Here is a 17,515-nt window from a genome sequence, read left to right on the forward strand (position 1 = left end):
CGTCAGTTCTTCTCGGGTTCGAGTTCGGCCGTCATGTCGGCCAGCAGCTTGTTCACTTCGGGCACTGCCGTCTGCAGGCGCGCCTGGGTCAGTTGCGCCGAACGCGCGTTGAGCTCCGGCAGCTTGCCGAGCATCTTGCGGCCCAGCGGTGAACGGTAGAAATCGATCAGCCCGGCCAGCTCCTGTTCGGTGAACTGTTCGGTGTAGAGCGCGACCAGTTCGGGCTCGAGCTTTTCCCAGCCGATGGCCTGATCCAGCGCAGCATTGGCCTTGGCCTGGTAGCGCTCGAGCATGGCGCGCTTGTCCTGCGGGGCCTTCGCTTCGGCGAAGCGCTGGGCGAACATCTGCTGCACCTGGGCGTAGACCGGTACAGCCAGACGGTCGGCCTTGGCCAGTTGCAGGAAAGCTTCGGCCTTGGCCGCATGGCTGGCCTGGTCGGCCGCGACAGAGCCGCTCGCCAGGGCGAGCAGCAGCGCGCCGCAGCAGCCGAGGGTGGAAATCTTGGGCATTGGTTTTTCCTTCGAAGGGCGATAGTCAGCCCTGAATGGACACATTCTGCGCCCGGAGTTCCAATGCCCACAAGGCACCGGCGGGGAACCGGCCCCGTCCGGGCGCGGCCTATACTGGACTCGTACGCAATGGAGCACGGCATGACTCGCATCGAAACCGACAGCCTGGGCGAAGTGCAGGTACCGGAGGCCGCCTACTGGGGCGCGCAGACACAGCGTTCACTGGGCAACTTCGCCATCGGCGATCAGCGCATGCCGCTGGCCGTGGTGCACGCGCTGGCTCTGATCAAGAAGGCCTCGGCACGGGTGAACAACCGGATCGGCGACCTGCCACCGGATGTGGCGCGCCTGATCGAACAGGCCGCCGACGAGATTCTCGACGGCCAGCATGACGACCAGTTTCCGCTGGTGGTCTGGCAGACCGGTAGCGGCACCCAATCGAACATGAACGTCAACGAGGTGATCGCCGGCCGCGCCAACGAGCTGGCCGGCGGCACACGCGGCGGCAAGAGCCCGGTGCACCCGAACGATCACGTCAACCGCGCGCAGAGTTCCAACGACTGCTTCCCGACCGCGATGCACATCGCCGCAGCCAAGGCGGTGCAACAGGACCTGCTGCCGGCGATCGCGGAACTCTCCGGCGGGCTCGCCGAACAGGCCGCCCGCCACGGCAAGCTGGTCAAGACCGGGCGCACCCACATGATGGATGCCACACCCATCACCTTCGGCCAGGAACTCTCGGCCTTCGTCGCGCAGCTAGACATCGCCGAGCAGGCGATCCGCAATGCGCTACCGGCGGTCTACGAACTGGCCCAGGGCGGCACCGCGGTCGGCACCGGGCTGAATGCGCCGCATGGTTTTGCCGAAGCGGTCGCCGCCGAGCTGGCAGCGCTGTCCGGCCTGCCGTTCGTCTCGGCACCGAACAAATTCGCGGCGCTGTCCGGTCACGAGCCGCTGGTCGCCCTGTCGGGTTCGCTGAAGACCCTGGCCGTGGCGCTGATGAAGCTCGCCAACGACCTGCGCCTGCTCGGTTCCGGCCCGCGCGGCGGCTTCGCCGAAGTCCGGCTGCCGGCCAACGAACCCGGCAGCTCGATCATGCCGGGCAAGGTCAACCCGACCCAGTGCGAAGCGTTGTCGATGCTCGCCTGCCAGGTCATGGGCAACGACATGACCATCGGCTTCGCCGCGAGCCAGGGCCATCTGCAGCTCAACGTGTTCAAGCCGGTGATCATCCACAACCTGCTGCAGTCGATCCGTCTGCTCGCCGACGGTTGTCGCAACTTCAACACCCATTGCGTGGCCGGTCTGGAGCCGGATGCCGGGCGTATGGGCGAGCATCTGGAGCGCGGGCTGATGCTGGTGACGGCGCTGAATCCGCACATCGGCTATGACAAGGCCGCGCAGATCGCCAAGAAGGCCTATGCGGAGAACAAGACCCTGCGCGAGGCCGCGCTGGAGCTGGGTTACCTCAGCGACGAAGAATTCGACCAGTGGGTACGCCCGGAAAGCATGCTCGAATCCGGCCAGCAGGGCTGAGCGGCGGCGTAGGGTGGATGGCCGCAGCCATCCACCGCCTGGCGGGGTCGCCTGCCCTTGCGCTCAGGAAAAAGGTGGGCTGAAGCCCACCCCACGAGGCTGCGATGAGCCGGACGGTGGATAACGCTTCGCGGTTATCCACCCTACGCATCCTCCGCCCGTAGGGTGGATGGCCGCAGCCATCCACCGCCTGGCAGGGCCGCCTGCCTGTCCTCTCAGCGCACCGCTTCGAACAGGCCCGACGCACCCATGCCGCCGCCCACGCACATGGTCACGACCCCGTAGCGCAGGTTGCGTCGCTGCAATTCGCGGATCAGGTGCCCGGTGGTACGCGAGCCGGTCATGCCGAACGGGTGGCCAATGGCGATCGAACCACCGTTGACGTTGTACTTTTCGTTGTCGATACCCAGCCGGTCGCGGCAGTACAGGCATTGCGAGGCGAAGGCCTCATTGAGTTCCCAGAGGTCGATATCCTCGACCGACAACCCCTTGGCCTTGAGCAGGCGCGGCACCGAAAACACCGGGCCGATGCCCATTTCGTCCGGCTCGCAGCCGGCGACGGTGAAGCCGCGGAAGAAGGCTCGTGGCTTGAGCCCCAGCGCGATGGCCTTTTCCAGGCTCATCACCAGCGTCATCGAGGCGCCGTCGGAGAGCTGCGAAGCGTTACCGGCGGTGACCGAACCGTCCTCGGCAAAGGCCGGCTTGAGCGAGGCCAGGCCTTCGAGCGTGGTATCCGGGCGGTTGCAGTCGTCGCGGTCGACCACACCCTCGTGCTCGGTCCGGGCGCCCGTCGCCTTGTCCTCGGTGAAATAGCGCACCGACATCGGCACGATCTCGTCGGCGAACAGCCCTTCGGCCTGCGCGCGCGCGGTGCGCTGCTGGCTTTGCAGGGCATAGAGATCCTGCTGCTCGCGGCTCACGTTGTAACGCCGCGCGACGGTCTCGGCGGTCTGCCCCATGCTGTGATAGATGCCCGGCACCTGCTGCTGGATGACCGGGTTGTAGAGGTGATCGGTGTTCTTGCTCTTGGCCGTCAGGGTGATCGATTCCACCCCGCCGGCGACGATCACGTCACTGCAGCCGGAGGCGATCTGGTTCGCCGCGATGGCGATCGCCTGCAGGCCGGACGAGCAGAAGCGGTTGAGCGTCATGCCGGCGCACTGCACGCCCAGGCGCGAAAGCACCGCCACGTTGCGGCCGATGTTGTAGCCCTGCGCGCCCTCGTTGGAACCGGCGCCAACGATGCAGTCGTCCACCAGTGCCGGGTCGAGGTCGTTGCGCGAGAGCAGCGCGTCGACGCAATGGGCCGCCATGTCATCGGGGCGGGTCATGTTGAACTTGCCGCGAAAGGACTTGGCCAGGCCGGTCCGGACGCTGTCGACGATTACCACTTCGCGCATGGTTCACCTCGGATCTTGTTGTTGGAGATGACCCGAGCATAGTGGCGCTCGCTTCGCACTGGCGACGACCATTCAGCGAGCGTATGCACGCCCATCGCCTGCCGCGGCGGGCGTCATTTCTCGGCGATCGCCGCCTCCAGCGCCTCGTTGAGCGTGCGCAATACCTTCACCCGGGCGAAGCGCTTGTCGTTGGCCTCGACCAGCGTCCACGGCGCGATCTCGGTACTGGTACGGTCGACCATGTCCGCCACCGCACTGGCGTAATCATCCCAGCGCTCGCGGTTGCGCCAGTCTTCCTCGGTGATCTTGAAGCGCTTGAACGGCGTGTCCTCGCGCTCCTTGAAGCGCTTGAGCTGGGTCTGCTTGTCGATCGACAGCCAGAACTTGACCAGCACGATGCCGGCGTCGGTCAGGTGCTCCTCGAAGTCGTTGATCTCGCTGTAGGCGCGCAGCCAGTCGTCCGGCGAGCAGAAGCCCTCGACCCGCTCGACCAGCACGCGGCCGTACCAGGAGCGATCGAAGATGGTGAACTTGCCGCGCTCGGGCACGTTGCGCCAGAAGCGCCACAGCCATGGCTGCGCGCGCTCCTCCTCGGTTGGCGCGGCGATCTGGATGGTGCGGTACAAGCGTGGATCGAGCGCGCCGGTGATGCGCCGGATGGCGCTGCCCTTGCCCGCCGCGTCATGGCCCTCGAACAGCGCCAGCACGCCGCGCTTGCGCAGGCGCCGGTCGCGCAGCAGACGCGACAGCCGGGCCTGCTCCTCGATCAGCTGCTGCTGGTAGCTGTCCTTGTCGAGCTTTTGCGTCAGGTCGAGGCTGTCGAGCAGGCTCAGTCGCTCGATGTCGGCGACCAGCGGCGCGGTGTGCGGCTGCGCCGGTGCCGGCGGCTGCTCGGTGGCATCCAGCGCGGCCTGCAGCCCGCGCAGCAGGATGCGCCCGACCGCCAGGCTGCGATAGCGCTCGTCGGCGCCCTCGATGATGTACCAGGGGGCGAAGTCACGGCTGCTGCGGCGCAGTATGGTTTCGGCGTAGCGCACGAAGCGGTCGTAGGTCTTGGACTGCTGCCAGTCCAGCGGGCTGATGCGCCAGCTGTGCAGCGGGTCGTTCTTCAGCGAGTCCAGGCGCGCCTTCATCTGCGCCTTGGACAGGTGGAACCAGAACTTGAAGATCAACACGCCCTCGTCGCAGAGCATGCGTTCCAGGCGCTGCGCCTTGAGCGTCTGCAAGGCCAGGTCCGCGCCCTTGATCCGTTTGTTGACCCGGTCCTGCAGCATCTTGCTGTACCAGTTGCCGAAGAAAATCCCGGTGGTGCCCTTGGGCGGCAGGCGGCGCCAGTAGCGCCACGCGGCCGGATGGGCCAGTTCCTCGTCGCTTGGGGTGTCGAAGCTCTCGACGCGGATCAGCCGCGGGTCCATCCACTCGCTGAGCAGCTTGATGGTTTCACCCTTGCCCGCGCCCTCGATGCCGTTGATGAGGATCAGCACCGGAAAGCGCGCTTCGCTGCGCAGCCGATACTGGGCCTGCAGCAACGCCTCGCGCAGTGCCGGCACTTCGGCATCGTAGGTGGCCTTGTCGACGGCATGGCCGATTTCCGCGGATTCGAACATCGGTGTCTCCAGCAATGGGCAATGAGCGCAACCCTAGCAGGCCGGCGCCGCGCGCGGCGAGAGGCCGGCCGGCAGCGGGCGAAGGCCCGTCTCGATGGCGTGCGCCTCGCGGAGGCGGCCAGGCAGGCTTTTGAGGCACAATGCCGCACATGAATTCCAGCGATCTGCCGCGCTGCTGCGCGCCTCTGCAAGACCATTGGCCATTGCCGCAACCGCTGGCCCGGGCCAGGCTGCTCAGCACCCGCTTCGATCCCAGCCGTTTCGATCCGGACGATTTCGCCCGCTGCCAGCTGCCGCCGGTGCGCGGCGTGGCCAAGCGGCAGAGCGAGTTTCTCGCCGGCCGGGCCTGTGCGCGCGAGGCGCTCAGGTGCCTGACCGGCACCGCGGGCGTGCCGCAGGTGGGCGAGGATCGCGCGCCGATCTGGCCGGCCGGCGTGGTCGGCTCGATCACCCATGGTGGTGGCTGGGCGTCGGCGGTGGTCGGGCCCGAAACGCACTGGCGCGGCCTCGGGCTCGATGTGGAAACGCTGATCCCGGCCGAGCGTGCCGACCGCCTGGCCGGTGAAATCCTCACGCCCGGCGAGTTCGACGGCTACGAAGCCCTCGACGAGGCCGCGCGCAGTGCGCGGGTCACCCAGACCTTCTCGCTCAAGGAGAGCCTGTTCAAGGCGCTCTACCCGCTGGTGCGCACGCGCTTCTATTTCCACGATGCCGAGCTGGTGCACAGCGACGAAGGGCTCGCTCGGCTGCGCCTGCTGATCGACCTGCCCGGCGGCTGGTCGCGCGGCAGCGAGCTGAACGGCCAGTTCTGCGAGTTTGACGGTTACCTGCTCAGCCTGGTCAGCGTGCCGGCCTAGCTGCGCGCCACCCGCTCGCTACCGGCAGTCCGCGGCCACACCAGGCTGAAGCGCGCACCGCCGAGTTCGCTGACGCCCAGCTGCGCCCGCCCGCCGTGCCAATAGAGAATGCGCCGCACGATCGACAAGCCCAGGCCATGCCCACCGGAAGCCCGCGTGCGGCTGTCGTCCAGCCGCAGGAAGGGCTCGAACACCCGCTCGCGGTCCGCCTCCGGCACGCCTGGCCCGTCATCCTGCACCTCGAGCCGGGCAAGCCCCTCATCAAGGGAAAACCCCACCAGCACGCGGCGCTCGGCGTAGCGCATGGCATTGCTGACCAGGTTGGTCAGCGCGCGGCGCAGGTAATGTGGCTCGGCCTCGGCCCAGACGCTGCCATCGGCTGCCGGGCGGCAGTCGACGCGGCGCATTTCGATCTCGGGACGCAGCGGCGCGAGCGCCTCGATCACCTGGTCGACCAGCAGCGCCAGGTCCACCGCCTGCATGCGCAGCATCGGCGCGCCCTGCTCGAGGCGTGAATACACGAGCATCTCGTCGACCAGCCGATCGAGGTCGTCGATGTCACGGTCCATGCCGGCCAGATACTTGCCGCGCGCGTCCGCCTCCTGGGCCTGCTCGGCCATCTCCAGGCCGAAGCGCAGGCGCGCCACCGGCGTGCGCAGCTCATGGGCCACGCCGCTGGTCATCTCGCGCTGCACCGCGAGCAGGCGCTGCAACTGGCACGCCATGCCGTTGAATGCCGCCGCCAGCCGCCCCACCGCATCGTGGCCGGCGTCCGGCACACGCGCCTGCAGGTCGCCGGCGGCGATCTGCGTCGCCGCGCCCTCCAGCGCACTGAGGCGAAATTCCAGACGCCGCACGAGCACGTACACGGTCAGCCCGATCAGCGTCAGCCCGAGCAAGCCGATGCCCAGCAGCAGGTGCGCCGGGTAGGGATTCATCGGAAACAGCGGCCCGAGATGCAGAATCCAGCGCGTGCCGGCCACCGCGGCGAAGACGTGGATGGTGTCGCCCCCCCGGCCGAGCGCCATCACCGTGTCGCCCTCGTCGAGGCGCCGGCGCTGGTCGTCGTCGAGATTGGCGCTGTCGCGAGTCACCAGCGTCAGGTCGTAGCCGAAGCCATGGCGCGACTTGAGCCGCGCCAGCTGCTGCGGCTGGAGATCCTCGGGGTAGCGGATCAGCTCGTCGATCAACAGATAAACGGTGGCGCGTGCGAGTTGCTCGCTGACCTGCTCGACCTCGCCGGTCAGCACCAGCCCGGCAGGCTCGCTGACCAGGCTGTAGACCGTGACGCGATTGGGCCGGGTCTGCTCGACCAGCACCTGGCCACGCAGCAGGCGTGTTTCCAGGCTGCGCTCGAGGCTGACGTCTTCAAGCGTGCGCACGCGCAGCGGAATGCCCAGCAGCCGCCCCCAGAGGTTGGCCGCCTGGCGGCGCTCGACCGGCGTCATGCTGCTCATGTTGTAGGCCATCAGGCGGAAGGTGCCGGCCGCCAGGCGCTCGCGATAACTGTCGGCACGCTGCTGGTTGAGCAACTGCAGGCCGCCCGCGCCCAGCACCGCCACCAGCACCAGCACGGCGAGCACGCCGCCGTAGATGCGCAGGAAGATGGCGTTCACGAAGGCGGACCTAGGCCATCGCAGCGGCGGCTTCGGCGACGAACAGATAGCCCTTGCCGCGCACGGTCTTGATCAGCCGCGGATGCTCGGGGTCGTCACCGATCTTCGGGCGGATGCGCGAAATGCGCACGTCGATGGAACGGTCCTGGCCGTCGTACTCGATACCGCGCAGCTCGGCGAAGATCTCCTCGCGCGAGAGGATGCGCCCAGCGTTGGCGGTCAGCAGCCAGAGCAGGTCGAACTCCGCCGCGGTCAGTTCGATCGGCCGCTCGCGCAGCCAGGCCTCGCGCAACGCGTTATCGATCAGCAGCGGGCCGAATGACAGGCGCTTGGCCGCGCCTACCGGCGGCTCGGTGCCTTCGCGCCGGCGCAGCAAGGCCCGGATGCGCGCCAGCAGCAGGCGTGGTCGCACGGGCTTGCAGACGTAGTCGTCGGCGCCGGTCTCCAGGCCGAGCACCTGGTCGAGCTCGTCCGAGCGCGCGGTGAGCATGAGGATCGGGCCGTCGTAGCGCTCGCGTGCGCGCCGACAGATGGCCATGCCGTCCTCACCCGGCAGCATCACGTCGAGCACGACCAGATCGGGCTGCTCGGCAACGATGCGTTCGACTGCCCGCGCGCCGTCGGTCTCGATGCCGACCTCGAAACCGCCCTGCCCCAGCAGGTATTCGCGGGTCAGTTCGGCCAACCGCTGATCGTCCTCGACGATCAGGATGCGCCACGCTTGTTGCTCCATCCTTGCCTCCTCACTGCCGGTCGGCGCCAGTCAACGCGTCGGGCATTGTACTCAACGCCACGCCGCGCAGCAGGGGGCGAAAAGCACTTGCAATAAACACAACATATAGTGTTTGCCTTTTTGCCGTTCGAGCGCTCCGGAAGGCACTGAAATGGCGCGCATTTCGTCGCCACGCACGCAACGCCAGACCCCGTCTGGCATTGCCGATGGCCTTCGCCAATCACCCACATACCACCCACACGTTATCCACAGCTTGTTCAGGCCGACCTGGCTTGCATCTGCCCGGCACCCCGATTATTGTGGCGCCCCTCGCGAGCGCCCCCCAGATGTTGGGTTCCTCGCACTCGAATAAAACGGCCACCCGTTGCACCGGAATCGCTCAGGCGAGTACTCCGGCGGCACCGTTCCGAAGCCGCGCTACGCCGCCACGCCGAGCCCGACGCGATCACGCCGCGGTCGCGGCCAGAGGAAGTAGCACTGGTGCACAGGGCCGACCAACAACACAACATATTGTGTTGACAGCCAGACAAGCCTGGCTATTCTTCCCCAGACTTTCGCCGCCGGCCGACTGCGCCGCGAGGGCCTTTTTTCGTTTCACCCGTGCCCGGCGTGCCAGGGCATGGTTAATGCAATACCGACCCGAGCCCGCGCGAGCGCGCGTGCCCAAACTCGAATACCGACGTTCAAGACAAAGCCGGAGACCCCATGCAGAACTCATCCACTCGCGAGAACCCGCTGTCGGCCGACGCTCCCGATCTGACCGCCACCGCACCGGGCCAGCTGCGCGTGATCAAGCGCAACGGCACCGTCGTCCCCTACACCGACGACAAGATCACCGTTGCCATCACCAAGGCCTTTCTCGCAGTGGAAGGCGGCAACGCTGCCGCTTCCTCGCGCATCCATGACACCGTTGCGCGCCTGACCGAGCAGGTCACCGCCACCTTCCGTCGTCGCATGCCCTCCGGTGGCACCATCCACATCGAGGAAATCCAGGACCAGGTCGAACTGGCCCTGATGCGCGCCGGCGAGCAAAAGGTCGCGCGTGACTACGTGATCTATCGCGAAGCCCAGGCCGCCAAGCGCAAGAGCGCCAGCGACAGCAGCGACATCGCCCAGCCGCACCCGAGCATCCGCGTCACCCGCGCCGATGGCAGCCAGCAGCCGCTGGACATGGGCCGCCTGCAGACCATCATCACGGAGGCCTGCGAAGGCCTGGCCGAAGTCGATGGCGCGCTGATCGAGCGCGAGACCCTGAAGAACCTCTACGACGGCGTGGCCGAGAAGGACGTCAACACTGCCCTGGTGATGACCGCCCGCACCCTGGTCGAGCGTGAGCCGAACTACAGCCAGGTCACCGCGCGCCTGCTGATGGACACCCTGCGTGCCGAAGCCCTGGGCTTCCTCGGCGTTGCCGAAAGCGCCACCCATCACGAGATGGCCGACCTCTACGCCAAGGCCCTGCCGGCGTACATCGAGAAAGGCGTCGAGTTCGAGCTGCTCGATTCCAAGCTCAAGAGCTACGACCTGGCCAAGCTGGGCGCCGCGCTGAACCACGAGCGCGACCAGCAGTTCACCTACCTCGGCCTGCAGACCCTGTACGACCGCTACTTCATCCACAAGAACGACATTCGCTTCGAACTGCCGCAGATCTTCTTCATGCGCGTGGCCATGGGCCTGGCCATCGAGGAAGAGCAGAAAGAAGCGCGCGCCATCGAGTTCTACAACCTGCTGTCCTCCTTCGACTACATGGCTTCGACGCCGACCCTGTTCAACGCCGGCACCCTGCGTCCGCAGCTGTCCTCCTGCTACCTGACCACCGTGCCGGACGACCTGGGCGGCATCTACGACGCCATCCGCGATAACGCCCTGCTATCCAAGTTCGCCGGCGGCCTGGGCAACGACTGGACCCCGGTGCGCGCGCTGGGTGCCTACATCAAGGGCACCAACGGCAAATCCCAGGGCGTCGTGCCCTTCCTGAAAGTGGTCAACGACACCGCCGTGGCGGTCAACCAGGGCGGCAAGCGCAAGGGCGCGGTCTGCGCGTATCTGGAAACCTGGCACCTGGACATCGAGGAATTCCTCGAGCTGCGCAAGAACACCGGTGACGACCGTCGCCGTACCCACGACATGAACACCGCCAACTGGATTCCGGACCTGTTCATGAAGCGCGTCTTCGACGACGGCCAGTGGACCCTGTTCTCCCCGTCCGACGTACCGGACCTGCACGACCTCACCGGCCGCGCCTTCGAGGAGCGTTACGAGTACTACGAGGAGCTGACCAAGTACGGCAAGATCAAGCTGTTCAAGACCCTGCCGGCCAAGGACCTGTGGCGCAAGATGCTCTCGATGCTGTTCGAGACCGGCCACCCGTGGCTGACCTTCAAGGACCCGTGCAACCTGCGCAGCCCGCAGCAGCACGTCGGCGTGGTGCACAGCTCGAACCTGTGCACCGAGATCACCCTGAACACCAACAAGGACGAGATCGCCGTCTGCAACCTGGGCTCGATCAACCTGGTCAACCACATCGTCGACGGCAAGCTGGATTCGGCCAAGCTGGAGCGCACCGTGCGCACCGCTGTGCGCATGCTCGATAACGTCATCGACATCAACTACTACAGCGTGCCGCAGGCGCAGAACGCCAACTTCAAGCACCGCCCGGTGGGCCTGGGCATCATGGGTTTCCAGGACGCCCTGTACCTGCAGCACATCGCCTACGGTTCCGATGCCGCCATCGACTTCGCCGACAAGTCCATGGAAGCCATCAGCTACTACGCCATCCAGGCCTCCTGTGACCTGGCCGACGAGCGTGGCGCCTATTCCAGCTTCGACGGCTCGCTGTGGTCCAAGGGCATCCTGCCGCTGGACTCCCAGCAGATCCTCATCGAGGCCCGTGGCCAGAAGTACATCGACGTCGACCTGTCCGAATCGCTGGACTGGGCCCCGATCCGCGAGCGCGTGAAGAAAGGCATCCGCAACTCGAACATCATGGCCATCGCCCCGACCGCGACCATCTCCAACATCGTTGGCGTGTCGCAGTCCATCGAGCCGACGTACCAGAACCTCTACGTCAAATCGAACCTGTCCGGCGAGTTCACCGTGATCAACCCCTACCTGGTCCACGATCTCAAGGCCCGCGGCCTGTGGGACCCGGTCATGGTCAACGACCTCAAGTACTACGACGGCTCCGTACAGCAGATCGAGCGCATCCCGCAGGACCTCAAGGACCTGTACGCCACCGCCTTCGAAGTGGAAACCCGCTGGATCGTCGATGCCGCCAGCCGCCGCCAGAAGTGGATCGACCAGGCTCAGTCGCTGAACCTCTACATCGCCGGCGCCTCGGGCAAGAAGCTCGACGTGACCTACCGCATGGCCTGGTACCGTGGCCTGAAGACCACCTACTACCTCCGTGCCCTGGCCGCGACCAGCACCGAGAAGTCCACCATCAACACCGGCAAGCTGAACGCCGTGTCCAGTGGTGGCAGCGAGGCGGCGAATTCCGCCAGCGCCGCGCCGGCTGCCGAGCCGAAGCCGGCTCCGGTGCCGCTGGCGTGCAGTATCGATAACCCCGACTGCGAAGCTTGCCAGTAACGTAAAAGTCGCGGCCCCCAGAGCGGTCCGCGCGTTGTTGCCCGCCAGCCCGGCCCCCATCACGTACATGCGTACGCTCCGGGGCTCCGGACTGTCGGGCGCCTAGCGCGACCTCGCTCTGGAACCCGCTCACACCGAGCGGTTTTTTAAGAGCGAAGCGAACGGCCTGTTCTCGCTTGCCTGGTGCCCACAGCCAACGCGGTGGCTACCGATCGAACAAGCCAGACGCCTACACCGAACCAGTCCCCTCGCCCCTCCGGGGAGAGGGTTAGGGTGAGGGGCAACCCCACCAGACGATACAAAAGGCCGGACCTACCTCGGCCAAACCAGACACCGCTTTTGCGTGCAAACCAAAAGCCACCCAAATACATCCGACCGGCCAAGCCCCGGTCCCCGATCAGGAGCAATCGCACATGCTGAGCTGGGACGAATTCGACGAAGAAGACACCACCACCGCCGCGCCGGCCACCGCTGCCGCGCAGCCGGCAAGCCAGACCGCCGCCAAGCTGGACAACGAAGCCGCCGGCTCCGTGGAAGAAGCCCGCGCCGTTGCCGCTGACGACTCCGACGCCATCGCCCGCGCCAAGCGCGCGCTGGATGAGCTGGACGTGCGCGAAGGCCTCAACGAACTGGAAGGCGAAGCCGCCCGCGTGCGCGTCGACGAGAAGCGCATGATCAACGCCCGCGCCGACCTCAACCAGCTCGTCCCCTTCAAGTACGACTGGGCCTGGCAGAAGTATCTGGATGGTTGCGCCAACCACTGGATGCCGCAGGAAGTGAACATGAACGCCGACATTGCCCTGTGGAAGAGCAAGGACGGCCTCAGCGAAGACGAGCGCCGCATCGTCAAGCGCAACCTCGGCTTCTTCTCCACCGCCGACAGCCTGGTCGCCAACAACCTCGTGCTGGCCACCTACCGCCTGATCACCAACCCCGAGTGCCGCCAGTACATCCTGCGCCAGGCCTTCGAAGAGGCGATCCACACCCACGCCTACCAGTACTGCATCGAATCGCTGGGCATGGACGAAGGCGAGATCTTCAACATGTACCACGAGATCCCGAGCGTCGCGAAAAAGGCCAGCTGGGGCCTCAAGTACACCCGTTCCATCTCCGACCCGACCTTCCAGACCGGCACCCCGGAGACCGACAAGCAGTTCCTGAAGAACCTCATCGCCTACTACTGCGTACTCGAAGGCATCTTTTTCTATTGCGGCTTCACCCAGATCCTCTCCATGGGCCGCCGCAACAAGATGACCGGCACCGCCGAGCAGTTCCAGTACATCCTGCGTGACGAGTCCATGCACCTGAACTTCGGCATCGACATGATCAACCAGATCAAGATCGAGAACCCGCACCTGTGGGACGCCGAGATGAAGGACGAAGCGACCCAGATGATCCTCCAGGGCACCCAGCTGGAAATCGAATACGCCCGCGACACCATGCCCCGTGGCGTCCTCGGCATGAACGCCGCAATGATGGAGGACTACCTCAAGTTCATCGCCAACCGCCGTCTGACGCAGATCGGGCTGAAGGAAGAGTATCCGGGCACTACCAACCCGTTCCCGTGGATGAGCGAGATCATGGACCTGAAGAAGGAGAAGAACTTCTTTGAGACGCGGGTGATTGAATATCAGACGGGGGGGGCGTTGAGCTGGGATTGAGAACGGCCGGCGACAGCCGAAACGAAAACCGCTTTACCTGAAATGGATATTTGGGCAGCGATCACAATGAAGCCCCGCCAATGCGGGGCTTTTTATTAGGGGAGGACCCATGGCAGAAAGCATTAAAGAACAACTACATAAAATAAAACGCCAAATCCAAAAAGAAAAAACGATAACCCTAAAGCTTCCAAATAGATTCACTTTTCGAGAGCACGGCGTTTTCGATTTCGATTATTTCCTTAGTTTTTTCGACTGGAATATTCACAACCGCCCGGTGAAAATTGATCTATCCGCCTGCTCTACCCCAAATTATCAAGCACTATCCTTGCTTGTTCTTTACGCATGGAAACTTAAGGCTCAGGGCTGTCGTGTTTCCTTCATAGAAAGCGACAGTGAAATCGGTGCAAGTGCCATGTGGAGGACGATCGGAGCAAGAGGATTCATGCCTGTACTCTTGAACAATTCGCAGAACTTCAGAAGCCACCACTACAAACCTCTCCTTGCCATCAGAACCACCGAGGACTTTAAAAAAGCAATTGAGTCCGCAGAAAAATTTTCAAATGGCTTTAATATTGAATACATCAATACTCTAAGATACGTCTTAAGCGAGCTGCTATACAACACACTAGAGCATGGATTTTGCTTCGAGGAAATAAACCGAAAGCAAACAAGGATTCCTTCAATAATTCAGTTTACCTACTACCAAAAGTCAAATGAGATACACTTTATCATTGCCGACAACGGAATAGGCATTAAAAAACACATTGAACAGGCTTATCCAGGCCAAGAATCCCACGAAGAAGCGATAAAACTAGCGATCAAACCTAAAGTTTCAGGAACATTTGGTAAATCCGACCCATACAAACAAAAAAATAATGCAGGCATCGGCCTTTATATTTCAACCGGCATCATCAGAAAGCTGAATGCCAACATGCACATAATTTCCGGAGATGGACTGCTTCATATCTCACCGAGAGACATAACAGGCCGAACTCTTAAGCACGCATGGCCCGGAACACTCGTACTCGTAACATTGCGACTCGATGAAAACCCGAATTTCATCCTGCATAAAATAATGCAGGAGTTTAGAGACGCCGCAGAAAATGAGCTAAAAGCCGGCGACACAAGCGAAGAAAAAACTCGGTACTACATAAGCATTCACAACTTCTTTGGATCATACGCGGAAGACAAAGAAGCCGCGATAAAATACAGGGACAGATACATATTTAAGGCCATCGAGGAAGGCAAGACAATAATATTAGATTTTGACAAAGTCACCAGTGCCCCACACAGCTTCCTTAGCGCACTTACAGCATCCCCTATAAAGACGCTCGGGATGAGTGCTTTTAAGAAAATCAAAATAACGAATGCGACAGCAGAGATCAGAGAAACTTTGGATTTCATCATGGACGAGAACACCGATTGACTCCTCCAACGAGGTAGTCTGGATACCGCTCGGTGGAAAATCGCTTTGCGAGTTTTCCACCCTACGCGGAGTTGCGGCCACGTAGATACTGTTATTTCAATCAAGCGCCATGAAGCGCCAAGCGAGGTAACCTGGAAGTGACGCGTGGAAAAGGCTTCGCCGTTTTCCACCCTATATCTGGCAACATCGATGCGTCGGCGGTGTGGGCGGTTGAGATGGCGTAGGGTGGATAACGCTTCGCTTATCCACCAATACGGACCTCCCGCCAACACAACGCTCAAGGATGAGCCGCCATGTCCCGTTACCGCCGCGCCCAAGTGCAGGGCGCCACATACTTCTTCACCGTCAATCTGCTCAACCGTCGCAGCGACCTGCTGGTCCGCCATGTCGACCTGCTCCGCGAGACGGTGCGTGCCACCCGCTCACCGCATCCTTTTCATATCGATGCCTGGGTCGTTCTGCCTGACCACATGCATTGCGTCTGGACGCTACCGGATGGCGACGCTGATTTCACCCTGCGCTGGAAAGTCATCAAATTTGCGTTTGCCCGGCGTCTGCCAAAGACCGAGGTGCTGACGGCAACTCAGCGCTCCCGCGGCGAACGCGGGGTCTGGCAACGGCGCTATTGGGAACACCTGGTCCAGGATGAACGGGATTACCGGCATCACGTCGACTATGTGCACCGAAATCCGTTAAAGCACGGCTTGGTGGAGCGCGTCGCCGACTGGCCCTATTCGAGTTTTCATCGAGCCGTTGGAGCTGGGGTCTACCCAGTTGATTGGTGCGGTGATGAGGCAGAGAGATTCGGGGGTGATGCGGACTGACGCGTGGAAAAGGCTTCGCCGTTTTCCACCCTACGGCTGCAAGCACGCCGGAAATGTCCCATCATTCATACAACCTGTCCGGCACAGCCATCGCAAACAAATGTCAATACCCAAGAATCCAAGCGAAGGACAACTCATGCTTAAAGACTGCGCATACGCCAACTCTCTATATAAGCAGATTAGAAAAGACGTTCGGAAGAGGCTATTTAGCCGCTCGTCTTATCCTGCGACTCGACCGATGATTATCATGGCATTTTTTACATTGTCGCTTATGGCAATGAGCGCCTACTCGGCATTTAATCCCCTACCCTGGTCTGCCATAACCTATATGCTTTTAATCCCTTGGGGAATTGGCCTTTACTGGAGCCGCCAATACGCCATCCGTCACTTATTCCGCCCTGTTTATCGATCAGAAAAAATCAACAAACAGCCGAGATTCAAAAGGGACGAATTATTTCAGTACGTTCTATTTCGCGACAAGTTGAATGAAGCCGGCTGGACTGCCCAGAGAGCCGCAAAAATAGCAGAATACTATTCATTAATGGAATCCGCCCCCAAACCATACAGCCTTTCGCAGAACTTCTTCTTCATCTTTCTAGTCGGGCTTATGGTTGCCTTGACCACCGAGGCCATTAAGATCAGCACATGGTTTTCAACCGGTTACGCAGGAGTTTCGCTCATCCTTTGCGTAGGCGCCCTTTATATAGCCTGGGTCTTCCTCGACGGGATACATGTTCCAGCGCAGCATCGAGCATATGTCAGGCGCGATCTCCAGCGGGCGGCAATGGAGCTACGCAGCGAGTAGGTGGGCATTGCCGCTATTGCTCCGCCAACTCACACAACCCACCCGGCACCTTCATCACCCACTCCCTCACCGCCCGAACCGTCGGGTCATCCCGGCGGCTCTCCGGGTATACGAGATGAAACGGCTTGCCCTCCATCTCCGGCCCGAATGGCTGCACCAGCCGCCCTTCCCTCAGTTCGTCCTCGATCAGCTGCCGACTCATCAACGCCACGCCCTGCGCGCCGATGGCGGCGGAGATGGCGTGGGTCTCGTCGGAGAAGACCAGACCGGCGCTCACATCCAGCCCCGGCACGTTGGCGAGCTTCTGCCACGACGCCCAATGAATCGGCGCGGACAAGGCGGCTTGCGCACGGAAGTGGATCAACGGGTGTTGGGGCAGCTCGGCTACATCACGCAAGCCGAGGTGCGGGCTGCAGACCGGGACGAAGGTATTGTCGAACAGCTTCTCCGCCACCAGTCCCGGCCAGCGGCCGTCGCCGTAGCGGATGGCGATATCCGCGGTGACGCCATCCAGCGCCACCGGTTCATGGGAAGTGTGAAAGCGCAGGTCGATATCCGGATGCGAATCGCGCAACAGGCAAACCCAGGGCACCAGCCAGCGCACCGCGATGGCCGGTGTGGTGCTGAGGGTGATCGCCTGGCGACAGGGCTTCGCGCTCAGGCGTTCGACCGTGGCGCTGATGCTGTCGAACGCGGCTTCCAGCGTCTGTTGCAGCTCCCGCCCCTGGTCGGTCAGCTCCAGCTTGCGCGGTTTGCGCAGAAACAGCGCTACGCCGAGCGACTCCTCCAGCGAACGAATCTGGTGGCTGATCGCCGTGGCCGTGACGGACAGCTCCTCCGCGGCCTGCTTGGCGCTCTCGTGCCGGGCGGCGGCTTCGAAGGCGCGTAAGGCGGAAAGCGAGGGTAACCAACGGTGCGCCATGGCTGAGTTTTCCTCATCTGTATCTGGAAGA

General features: G+C 63.1%; 13 protein-coding genes. 7 read left to right on the forward strand and 6 right to left on the reverse strand.

Annotated features, from left to right (window positions below):
• Positions 1-2 precede the first annotated feature (2 nt).
• Positions 3-509 (reverse strand): DUF2059 domain-containing protein, encoded by a 507-nt coding sequence (locus AC0KXH_RS10470; protein ID WP_061338888.1) that lies wholly within the window; start codon positions 507-509, stop codon positions 3-5.
• A gap of 141 nt (positions 510-650) precedes the next feature.
• Between AC0KXH_RS10470 and AC0KXH_RS10475 the strand changes: the two genes are divergently transcribed.
• Positions 651-2,045, forward strand: coding sequence for a class II fumarate hydratase (locus tag AC0KXH_RS10475; RefSeq protein WP_488223360.1), 1,395 nt, complete (start codon positions 651-653; stop codon positions 2,043-2,045).
• Positions 2,046-2,260: 215 nt separating this feature from the next.
• Here the strand turns inward: AC0KXH_RS10475 and AC0KXH_RS10480 are convergent, their stop codons facing one another.
• Together AC0KXH_RS10480 and pap are read right to left on the reverse strand one after the other, a co-directional pair.
• Entirely contained in the window at positions 2,261-3,445 is a 1,185-nt protein-coding gene (locus AC0KXH_RS10480; RefSeq protein ID WP_043220484.1) for a thiolase family protein, read from the reverse strand.
• A 113-nt stretch (positions 3,446-3,558) separates the two neighbouring features.
• Positions 3,559-5,052 (reverse strand): polyphosphate:AMP phosphotransferase, encoded by a 1,494-nt coding sequence (gene pap, locus AC0KXH_RS10485; RefSeq protein ID WP_041104695.1) that lies wholly within the window; start codon positions 5,050-5,052, stop codon positions 3,559-3,561.
• Positions 5,053-5,192: 140 nt separating this feature from the next.
• Between pap and AC0KXH_RS10490 the strand changes: the two genes are divergently transcribed.
• Positions 5,193-5,909: a 4'-phosphopantetheinyl transferase family protein gene (locus AC0KXH_RS10490; RefSeq protein ID WP_488223361.1), complete on the forward strand. Its 717-nt coding sequence runs from the start codon at positions 5,193-5,195 to the stop codon at positions 5,907-5,909.
• Here AC0KXH_RS10490 and AC0KXH_RS10495 read toward each other — a convergent pair.
• Together AC0KXH_RS10495 and AC0KXH_RS10500 are read right to left on the reverse strand one after the other, a co-directional pair.
• Positions 5,906-7,525: an ATP-binding protein gene (locus tag AC0KXH_RS10495; RefSeq protein ID WP_488223362.1), complete on the reverse strand. Its 1,620-nt coding sequence runs from the start codon at positions 7,523-7,525 to the stop codon at positions 5,906-5,908. The two genes, AC0KXH_RS10490 and AC0KXH_RS10495, sit on opposite strands and share 4 nt — an antisense overlap.
• Positions 7,526-7,535: 10 nt before the next feature.
• Positions 7,536-8,258: a winged helix-turn-helix domain-containing protein gene (locus AC0KXH_RS10500; RefSeq protein ID WP_041104690.1), complete on the reverse strand. Its 723-nt coding sequence runs from the start codon at positions 8,256-8,258 to the stop codon at positions 7,536-7,538.
• A 705-nt stretch (positions 8,259-8,963) separates the two neighbouring features.
• Here AC0KXH_RS10500 and AC0KXH_RS10505 point away from each other — a divergent pair.
• The 5 genes from AC0KXH_RS10505 (at position 8,964) to AC0KXH_RS10525 (ending at position 16,562) form a co-directional block, all read left to right on the forward strand.
• The gene (locus AC0KXH_RS10505; protein WP_224109966.1) at positions 8,964-11,846 is read left to right on the forward strand and encodes a ribonucleoside-diphosphate reductase subunit alpha; all 2,883 of its coding nucleotides are present in this window, start codon (positions 8,964-8,966) and stop codon (positions 11,844-11,846) included.
• 413 nt (positions 11,847-12,259) lie between these two features.
• Positions 12,260-13,507 (forward strand): ribonucleotide-diphosphate reductase subunit beta, encoded by a 1,248-nt coding sequence (locus AC0KXH_RS10510; protein WP_125850066.1) that lies wholly within the window; start codon positions 12,260-12,262, stop codon positions 13,505-13,507.
• 109 nt (positions 13,508-13,616) lie between these two features.
• Positions 13,617-14,933, forward strand: a complete 1,317-nt coding sequence (locus tag AC0KXH_RS10515; protein ID WP_488223363.1) for an STAS-like domain-containing protein — start codon at positions 13,617-13,619, stop codon at positions 14,931-14,933.
• A gap of 293 nt (positions 14,934-15,226) precedes the next feature.
• On the forward strand, positions 15,227-15,757 hold the full coding sequence (locus AC0KXH_RS10520) for an REP-associated tyrosine transposase (protein WP_488223364.1): 531 nt from the start codon (positions 15,227-15,229) through the stop codon (positions 15,755-15,757).
• Positions 15,758-15,995: 238 nt separating this feature from the next.
• The gene (locus AC0KXH_RS10525) at positions 15,996-16,562 is read left to right on the forward strand and encodes a hypothetical protein (protein WP_213150026.1); all 567 of its coding nucleotides are present in this window, start codon (positions 15,996-15,998) and stop codon (positions 16,560-16,562) included.
• A 13-nt stretch (positions 16,563-16,575) separates the two neighbouring features.
• Here the strand turns inward: AC0KXH_RS10525 and gcvA are convergent, their stop codons facing one another.
• Positions 16,576-17,484, reverse strand: coding sequence for a transcriptional regulator GcvA (gene gcvA / locus AC0KXH_RS10530; RefSeq protein WP_488223365.1), 909 nt, complete (start codon positions 17,482-17,484; stop codon positions 16,576-16,578).
• Positions 17,485-17,515: the final 31 nt, after the last annotated feature.

Source organism: Stutzerimonas sp. CXK-1, from assembly GCF_057738225.1.

Bases quoted from the DNA above. Each gene is read 5' to 3' on its own strand.
- AC0KXH_RS10470 (WP_061338888.1), bottom strand. From the start codon at position 509: ATGCCCAAGATTTCCACCCTCGGCTGCTGCGGCGCGCTGCTGCTCGCC.
- AC0KXH_RS10475 (WP_488223360.1), top strand. From the start codon at position 651: ATGACTCGCATCGAAACCGACAGCCTGGGCGAAGTGCAGGTACCGGAG.
- AC0KXH_RS10480 (WP_043220484.1), bottom strand. From the start codon at position 3,445: ATGCGCGAAGTGGTAATCGTCGACAGCGTCCGGACCGGCCTGGCCAAG.
- pap (WP_041104695.1), bottom strand. From the start codon at position 5,052: ATGTTCGAATCCGCGGAAATCGGCCATGCCGTCGACAAGGCCACCTAC.
- AC0KXH_RS10490 (WP_488223361.1), top strand. From the start codon at position 5,193: ATGCCGCACATGAATTCCAGCGATCTGCCGCGCTGCTGCGCGCCTCTG.
- AC0KXH_RS10500 (WP_041104690.1), bottom strand. From the start codon at position 8,258: ATGGAGCAACAAGCGTGGCGCATCCTGATCGTCGAGGACGATCAGCGG.
- AC0KXH_RS10505 (WP_224109966.1), top strand. From the start codon at position 8,964: ATGCAGAACTCATCCACTCGCGAGAACCCGCTGTCGGCCGACGCTCCC.
- AC0KXH_RS10510 (WP_125850066.1), top strand. From the start codon at position 12,260: ATGCTGAGCTGGGACGAATTCGACGAAGAAGACACCACCACCGCCGCG.
- AC0KXH_RS10515 (WP_488223363.1), top strand. From the start codon at position 13,617: ATGGCAGAAAGCATTAAAGAACAACTACATAAAATAAAACGCCAAATC.
- AC0KXH_RS10520 (WP_488223364.1), top strand. From the start codon at position 15,227: ATGTCCCGTTACCGCCGCGCCCAAGTGCAGGGCGCCACATACTTCTTC.
- AC0KXH_RS10525 (WP_213150026.1), top strand. From the start codon at position 15,996: ATGATTATCATGGCATTTTTTACATTGTCGCTTATGGCAATGAGCGCC.
- gcvA (WP_488223365.1), bottom strand. From the start codon at position 17,484: ATGGCGCACCGTTGGTTACCCTCGCTTTCCGCCTTACGCGCCTTCGAA.